The organism is Streptomyces sp. BF23-19, from assembly GCF_041106355.1.
GTDB classification, from domain to species: Bacteria; Actinomycetota; Actinomycetes; order Streptomycetales; family Streptomycetaceae; genus Streptomyces; species Streptomyces virginiae_A.
Genome location: NZ_JBGBPT010000042.1, coordinates 1 through 6586, shown reverse-complemented (window position 1 = coordinate 6586; position 6586 = coordinate 1). Strand labels below are relative to the sequence as shown.

The 6586-nt window shown below is 71.1% G+C and carries 5 protein-coding genes; 2 read left to right on the top strand and 3 right to left on the bottom strand.

From position 1 onward, the window contains the following. Nucleotides 1-79: 79 nt before the first annotated feature. Together AB8A24_RS23265 and gcl are read right to left on the bottom strand one after the other, a co-directional pair. On the bottom strand, nucleotides 80-1567 hold the full coding sequence (locus AB8A24_RS23265; protein ID WP_369477460.1) for an APC family permease: 1488 nt from the start codon (nucleotides 1565-1567) through the stop codon (nucleotides 80-82). 216 nt (nucleotides 1568-1783) lie between these two features. Next, complete coding sequence (gene gcl, locus AB8A24_RS23260) at nucleotides 1784-3571, bottom strand: glyoxylate carboligase (RefSeq protein WP_033218096.1); 1788 nt, start codon at nucleotides 3569-3571, stop codon at nucleotides 1784-1786. 267 nt (nucleotides 3572-3838) lie between these two features. On the opposite strand from gcl, the gene AB8A24_RS23255 reads away from it, so the two are divergent. Together AB8A24_RS23255 and AB8A24_RS23250 are read left to right on the top strand one after the other, a co-directional pair. Then, on the top strand, nucleotides 3839-4657 hold the full coding sequence (locus AB8A24_RS23255) for a hypothetical protein (RefSeq protein ID WP_369477458.1): 819 nt from the start codon (nucleotides 3839-3841) through the stop codon (nucleotides 4655-4657). An 86-nt stretch (nucleotides 4658-4743) separates the two neighbouring features. Continuing rightward, nucleotides 4744-5232: a glutathione peroxidase gene (locus AB8A24_RS23250; protein WP_328961008.1), complete on the top strand. Its 489-nt coding sequence runs from the start codon at nucleotides 4744-4746 to the stop codon at nucleotides 5230-5232. Nucleotides 5233-5334: 102 nt separating this feature from the next. On the opposite strand, the gene AB8A24_RS23245 is transcribed toward AB8A24_RS23250, so the two are convergent. Continuing rightward, nucleotides 5335-6586, bottom strand: a 1252-nt coding sequence (locus AB8A24_RS23245) for an AMP-binding protein (protein WP_369477456.1), incomplete at its 5' end; no start/stop codon positions are given.

The window sequence follows — 6586 nt, the reverse complement described above, 5'->3', positions numbered from 1 at the left end:
GACGGTCCCGTGACTCGGCGCCTTGTCGTGTCCGGGCAGGACCCCGCCTCAGGACCCCGCCTCAGAACGGGAACGCTCCTCAGCGGCCCTCGCGGAAGATGTCCTCGCCGGGTTCGGTGTCCAGCGCCTCGCGGTCGAACACCAGCATGCCGAGGAAGAACAGCCCTCCCAGGAGGAGCAGGCCGGCCACGATCACGACGGGGACCAGCGCCTCCCGCGGCGTCACCAGGACGAACAGCGCGAGCAGGGTCCAGACCAGCGCGCAGAGCGCGACCGGCAGCTCCAGGCGTCCGAGGTCGAAGGCGCCCTGACGGCGGCCCAGGCGGCCGCGCACGGCCAGGTAGAGGACGATCGTCGCGCCGTAGACGACGGCCGGGAGGATCGTCGACGCCGTGATCAGCTCCAGCAGTGCGGCGCCGGGCAGCGCCACCATCAGGACGAACCCGAGCGCGAGGATCAGCAGGGTCGCCGGGATCGGTGTCCGCGTACGGGGGTTCACCCGCCGCATCACCCGGTGCGCGGGGAAGCGTGCGTCGCGCGACATCGCGTAGACCAGCCGCGAGCAGGAGACCATCACCACGACCCCGGCGCCGAAGAACGCGAACGAGATCGCGACGAGCAGCACCTTCTCCGCGGCCGGACCCAGGCTCTCGCGCATGATCGCCGCGACCGGCGACCCGTCGGCGCTGATCCGCGGGACGTCCTCGATCGCGACGGTCAGCGCGATCAGGAAGAGCATGCCGAGGATTCCCGCGGCGACGACCGAGCCCACGATCGCGCGCGGGACGCTGCGGTGGGGATCCTTGGCCTCCTCCGCGAGGTTCGCGGCGGAGTCGAAGCCCACGAGCGTGGCGAGACCCATGATCATCGCCAGCATCAGCCCGCCACCGACGGCGAAGTAGTCGGGCGCGTGCGCGGCTACTCCGCGCGAGGTGAGGTTGGCCGCCGAGCCGTCGCCCGTGACCGCCACGGCGATGAGGAGCGCGATCGTCACCACCACGACGAGGGCCACCTCCAGCCCCACCGCCACCGAGTTGATCCAGCTGACCAGGCGCGTCGAGGCGATGGCGACGACGGCCTGGACGAGCAGCACCACGAGCGTGATCACACGCGCGGTGTCCTCGTCCGCCGCGATGCCGGCGAGCGGCATGAACGACTGGCTCGCCAGGGCGTTGTCGATCGCCACGACGGCGATCGCCAGGAAGCAGAAGGTCAGCCACCCGAACCACCAGCCGGTCCGCGGGTCGGCCAGCCGGGAGGCCCACTGGTAGGAGGAACCGCTGAGCGGGATGCGGGCCGCGAACTGGGCGACCACCAGCGCCACCAGGGTCTGCCCCACCGCGGCGATCAGCCAGAGCCAGATCCCCACCGGTCCCGCGGTGCGGAGTACTTCGTCGTAGGTCCCGAAGACACCGACCGCCACCGAGATGAAGGCGAACGAGATCGCGAACACCTGGAAGGAGCCCAGCGTGCGCTTCAGCTCCTGCCGGTAGCCCCCGAGCTCGACATCGGCTTCGACGGAGCCGTCGCCGTCACGGTCCGGCCCGCCCGTCGAAGCCTCCGTCACCCCGGCCACCTCACTCTCCGCCCGTACCCCGCGGCAGCGGCGGAGCACCGGTCAGTGTCCTGCGCCGGGCCGCCCGTGCGGGCGGCCCGGCGGTCGACACACGTGACGAAGCCCCGAACGGACGCTGCCGTACGGGGCCGCCCGGCGGCGCCGGAACGCGGAGCGGCCCCCGCCCTCCTTGCGGAGGGACGGGGCCCGCCGGGTGGTGCGGGGTGATCAGACCTGCAGGGCCTTGATCGCGGTCGGGGCGTGGCCCGGCTCGGTCGCGAGCTCTTCGAACTCGGTGACGTCGCTCATGTCGACCGTCTTGCTCATCGCGATGTTGGTGATGCGCTCCAGGATGGCCTCGACGACGACCGGGACCTGGAACTCCTGGGCCAGCTTCTTGGCCTCCTCGAAGGCCTCGCCCAGCTTGTCCGGGTCGGTGACGCGGATGGCCTTGACGCCCAGGCCCTCGGCGACCTTGACGTGGTCGACACCGTAGACACCCAGCTCGGGGGTGTTGATGTTCTCGAACTCGAGGTTGACCTCGAAGTTGATGCCCAGGCCACCCTGCGCCTGACGGATCAGACCCAGGTAGGCGTTGTTCACGAGGACGTGGACGTAGGGGACCTTGTGCTGGGCGGCGACCGCCAGCTCCTCGATCATGAACTGGAAGTCGTAGTCGCCGGACAGCGCGACGATCGGGGTCTCCGGCTCCGCGGTGGCGGCACCGATGGCGGCCGGGATGGTCCAGCCGAGGGGGCCGGCCTGGCCGCAGTTGATCCAGTTGCGCGGGCGGTAGACGTGCAGGAACTGCGCCGCCGCGATCTGGGAGAGGCCGATGGTGGTGACGTAGCGGGTCTCGGGACCGAACGCCTTGTTCATCTCCTCGTAGACGCGCTGCGGCTTCAGGGGGATGTTGTCGAAGTGCGTACGGCGCTGCAGGGTCGCCTTGCGGTCCTGCGCCGAGGCGGTCCAGGCGGAGAAGTCCGGCAGCTTGCCCTCGGCCTTGAGCTCCTTGGCGATCTCGATGAAGAGCTCCAGCGCGGCCTTGGCGTCGGAGGCGATGCCGAAGTCCGGGGCGAAGATCTTGCCGAGCTGGGTGGGCTCGATGTCGACGTGGACGAACTTGCGGCCCTTGGTGTAGGCGTCCAGGTTGTAACCGGTGTGGCGGTTGGCCCAGCGGTTGCCGATGCCGAAGACGAAGTCCGACTCCAGGAACGTCGCGTTGCCGTAGCGGTGCGCGGTCTGCACACCGACCATGCCGGCGGCCAGCTCGTGGTCGTCCGGGATGGTGCCCCAGCCCATCAGGGTGGAGATGACAGGGACGTTGACCAACTCGGCGAACTCGACCAGCAGGTCGGAGGCGTCGGCGTTGATGATGCCGCCACCGGCGACGATCAGCGGGCGCTCGGACTCCAGCAGGAACTGCAGGGCCTTCGCGGCCTGGGCGCGGGTGGCCTGCGGCTTGTAGACCGGCAGCGGGGAGTAGGTCTCCGGGTCGAACTCGATCTCGGTCAGCTGGACGTCGATCGGGAGGTCGATCAGGACCGGGCCCGGACGGCCGGAGCGCATCAGGTGGAAGGCCTCCTGGAACACGCCCGGGACCTGCGCGGCCTCCAGGACGGTCGTGGCCTTCTTGGTGACCGGCTTGGCGATCGAGGCGATGTCGACGGCCTGGAAGTCCTCCTTGTGGAGCTTCGAGACCGGGGCCTGACCGGTGATGCAGAGGATCGGGATCGAGTCCGCGATCGCCGAGTACAGGCCGGTGATCATGTCCGTGCCGGCCGGGCCCGAAGTACCGATGCAGACACCGATGTTGCCCGCCTTGGCACGCGTGTAGCCCTCGGCCATGTGCGAAGCGCCCTCGACGTGGCGGGCGAGGGTGTGCGCGATGCCGCCCACGTTCTTGAGCTCGCGGTAGAACGGGTTGATCGCAGCACCGGGGACGCCGAACGCTTGTTCGACACCCTCGAGCTTGAGGATCTCCACTGCAGCGGCGGCGGCTGTCATACGAGGCATCGAGTTCTCCTGCGGGTCTGGCGGTCAGGCTTTTCCGTAATCCGGAAGTTTTGTTCTGCTATACGGAACAAGCTAAGCGGCGACTCCAGCGACGTCAAGGCGGTAGGGGACCCCGGAAGACACCAAAAGCCGCAAGTCGGTCGCCGACTTGTACAAATCACTGATCCGTCGGCGGGAAACCCCCGGAAAAGGCGCGCGACCTCCCCCCGGCGGTCGCCGGTGGTGGAGCATGGACCTACGCACAGCGACGGAGGGGGTCCAGGTCTCATGGCGGAAGCGGTACCGGTGCGCTGCCCGGCGTGCCTGCGCGAGAACGGCTACACCGCCCCGGTCTTCCCCTGCGCGTGCGGAAGCCCGGTCCATCCCCCGCTGGACCTGGCGGCGCCGCCGGTTCCACTGACCCACCGGACGTGGTCGGACACCTGGGTGACGGTGCGCTGCACGACCTGCGGGCGCGAGAGCGAGTGGCCGCATCCCGAGCTGGGCTGCGGTTCGTGCGGGACCGTGGTCCTCATTCCGGTGCACCCGCTGGAGGCGACGGGGACCTCGGCAGGTCCGGCCGGCGGGTCCCCGGCGACCGCCCGGCCATATCGGGACAGCACCGGGCCCGGTCCGGCGGGCGGGCCCACCGGCGGATCCGGCGGAGCCACCGACGGGCGCCCGGCGCACATTCCGCCGCCGCCGGCCCCACCCGTGCCGCGCCCCGCGTTCCGGCCGGTGACCATCCGTACGGCCCGTGACGCGGTGGCCACGGCCGCGCTGTACCTGCGCTGGCTCGGCTTCCGGGACGTGCGGCAGCCCGACGGACGCCCGATTCCCGCGGCGACGGTGGACCTGCGGGCTCCGGGCCTGGTCGCCCAGGTGGACCCGACCACGGCGCCGGCCGGGCTGCGGGCGGTGGAGTGCGTCTGGCTGAACGGACTCACGGCCTCCGCGACCAGCGTCTACTTCGCGCTCGCGGGCTACACGGAGGACGCCCGGGCCCGCGCGGACGATCTCGGGATACCCCTCTTCGTCATAGACCTGACCGGCATGCCACAGCCGGTCAACGACCCGGCGGACGCGCTGGTCGGCCCGGACGCGTAGGGGGGCGGAACGGGAGGACCCGGCGGGATCGGCAAGCTACCCCCTAAGCTCGTAGGCATTGCCTACTTCCTGCCCAGGAGAGCCCGATGAGCCTGTACGACATCCCGCTGACCACCCTGTCCGACGAGCCCACCAGCCTGGCCGCCCACAAGGGCAAGGCGATCCTCCTGGTGAACACCGCCTCGCAGTGCGGGCTCACCCCGCAGTACTCGGGACTGGCCCGCCTGCAGTTCGCGTACGAGGCGAAAGGCTTCACGGTCATCGGCGTGCCCTGCAACCAGTTCGGTGAGCAGGAGCCGGGCAGCGCCGAGGACATCCAGACCTTCTGCGCGGCCGGTTTCGGCGTCACCTTCCCGATGCTGGAGAAGTCCGAGGTCAACGGCGAGAACCGGCACCCGCTCTACCAGGAGCTGGTGAAGACCGCGGACGCGGAGGGCGCGGCCGGGGACATCCAGTGGAACTTCGAGAAGTTCCTGATCTCCCCCGCCGGCGAGGTCGTGGCGCGCTTCCGCCCGCGCACCGAGCCCGAGGCCCCCGAGGTCATCGCCGCGATCGAGGCGCACCTGCCCGCGTAGCGCCGTGCGGGTACTCCCGGAGGCGGGGTGGGTCGTCCCGTACGGGCTGCCGCGCGCGCGGCAGCCCGTAGGCGGCCCGGGGCCGGCCCGTAGCCGGCCCGCTCAGTCCAGGTCGGCCTCGTCGTACTCCCCCGCCGACCCGGCCGCGGTGAGCTCCCGCAGCTCCACCCGGCGGATCTTGCCGGACACGGTCTTCGGGAGCTCGGCGAACTCGATGCGGCGGATCCGCTTGTACGGGGACAGCACCGCGCGGGAGTGCTCGAACAGCACCCGGGCCGTCTCCGGCCCGGGCTCCCAGCCGCCCGCGAGGGTGACGTACGCCTTCGGGACCGCCAGCCGCAGCGCGTCCGGGGCCGGGACGACGGCGGCCTCGGCCACCGCCTCGTGCTCCAGCAGGGCGCTCTCCAGCTCGAACGGGCTGATCTTGTAGTCCGAGGCCTTGAACACGTCGTCGGAGCGCCCGACGTAGGTGAGGTACCCGTCGGCGTCGCGCGCGGCGATGTCACCGGTGCGGTAGAGCCCGTCGGCCATGGCCTCGGCCGTGCGCTCGGGGTCGTCGCGGTAGCCGGTCGTCACCCCGGCGGGCCGGGTGCGCAGGTCCACGCAGAGCTCCCCCTCGTCGGCGGACTCCTTGCCGGTGACCGGGTCCAGCAGGACGATCTCGTAGCCGGGCGCCGGGCGGCCCATGGAGCCTGGCTTGACGGGCACGCCGGGGAAGTTCCCGACCTGGAGGGTGGTCTCGGTCTGGCCGAAGCCGTCACGGATGGTGACGCCCCAGGCCGCGCGGACCCGCTCGATGACCTCCGGGTTGAGCGGCTCCCCGGCGGCGACGGCCTCGCGCGGGGGCCTGGCCAGCTTGGTGAGGTCGGACTGGATCAGCATCCGCCACACGGTGGGCGGGGCGCAGAAGGTGGTCACGCCGTGCCGGTCCATCTCGGCCATCAGTCGCTCGGCGTCGAAGCGGGTGTAGTTGTGGACGAAAACGGTCGCTCCGGCGTTCCACGGGGCGAAGAGGTTGGACCAGGCGTGCTTGGCCCAGCCGGGCGAGGCGATGTTGAGGTGGACGTCGCCGGGGCGCAGCCCGAGCCAGTACATGGTGGAGAGGTGCCCGATGGGGTACGAGGCGTGCGTGTGCTCGACGAGCTTGGGGCGGTCGGTGGTGCCGGAGGTGAAATACAGCATCAGCGGGTCGGTGGCGAGGGTCTCGCCGTCCGGCGTGAACTCGCCGTCGGCGGCCTCCGTGTCCGCCAGTCGCAGCCAGCCGTCGGGGACCTGGTCCTCGACCGCGAGTTCGGGGTGCTCGCGGTGGTCACCATGGCGCCGGGCCGGCTCGGACTGCCGCGGCTGCGCTCCC

Excerpts from the sequence above, each read along its gene's own strand:
- gcl (WP_033218096.1), bottom strand. The coding sequence starts at position 3,571 with ATGCCTCGTATGACAGCCGCCGCCGCTGCAGTGGAGATCCTCAAGCTC.
- AB8A24_RS23255 (WP_369477458.1), top strand. The coding sequence starts at position 3,839 with ATGGCGGAAGCGGTACCGGTGCGCTGCCCGGCGTGCCTGCGCGAGAAC.
- AB8A24_RS23250 (WP_328961008.1), top strand. The coding sequence starts at position 4,744 with ATGAGCCTGTACGACATCCCGCTGACCACCCTGTCCGACGAGCCCACC.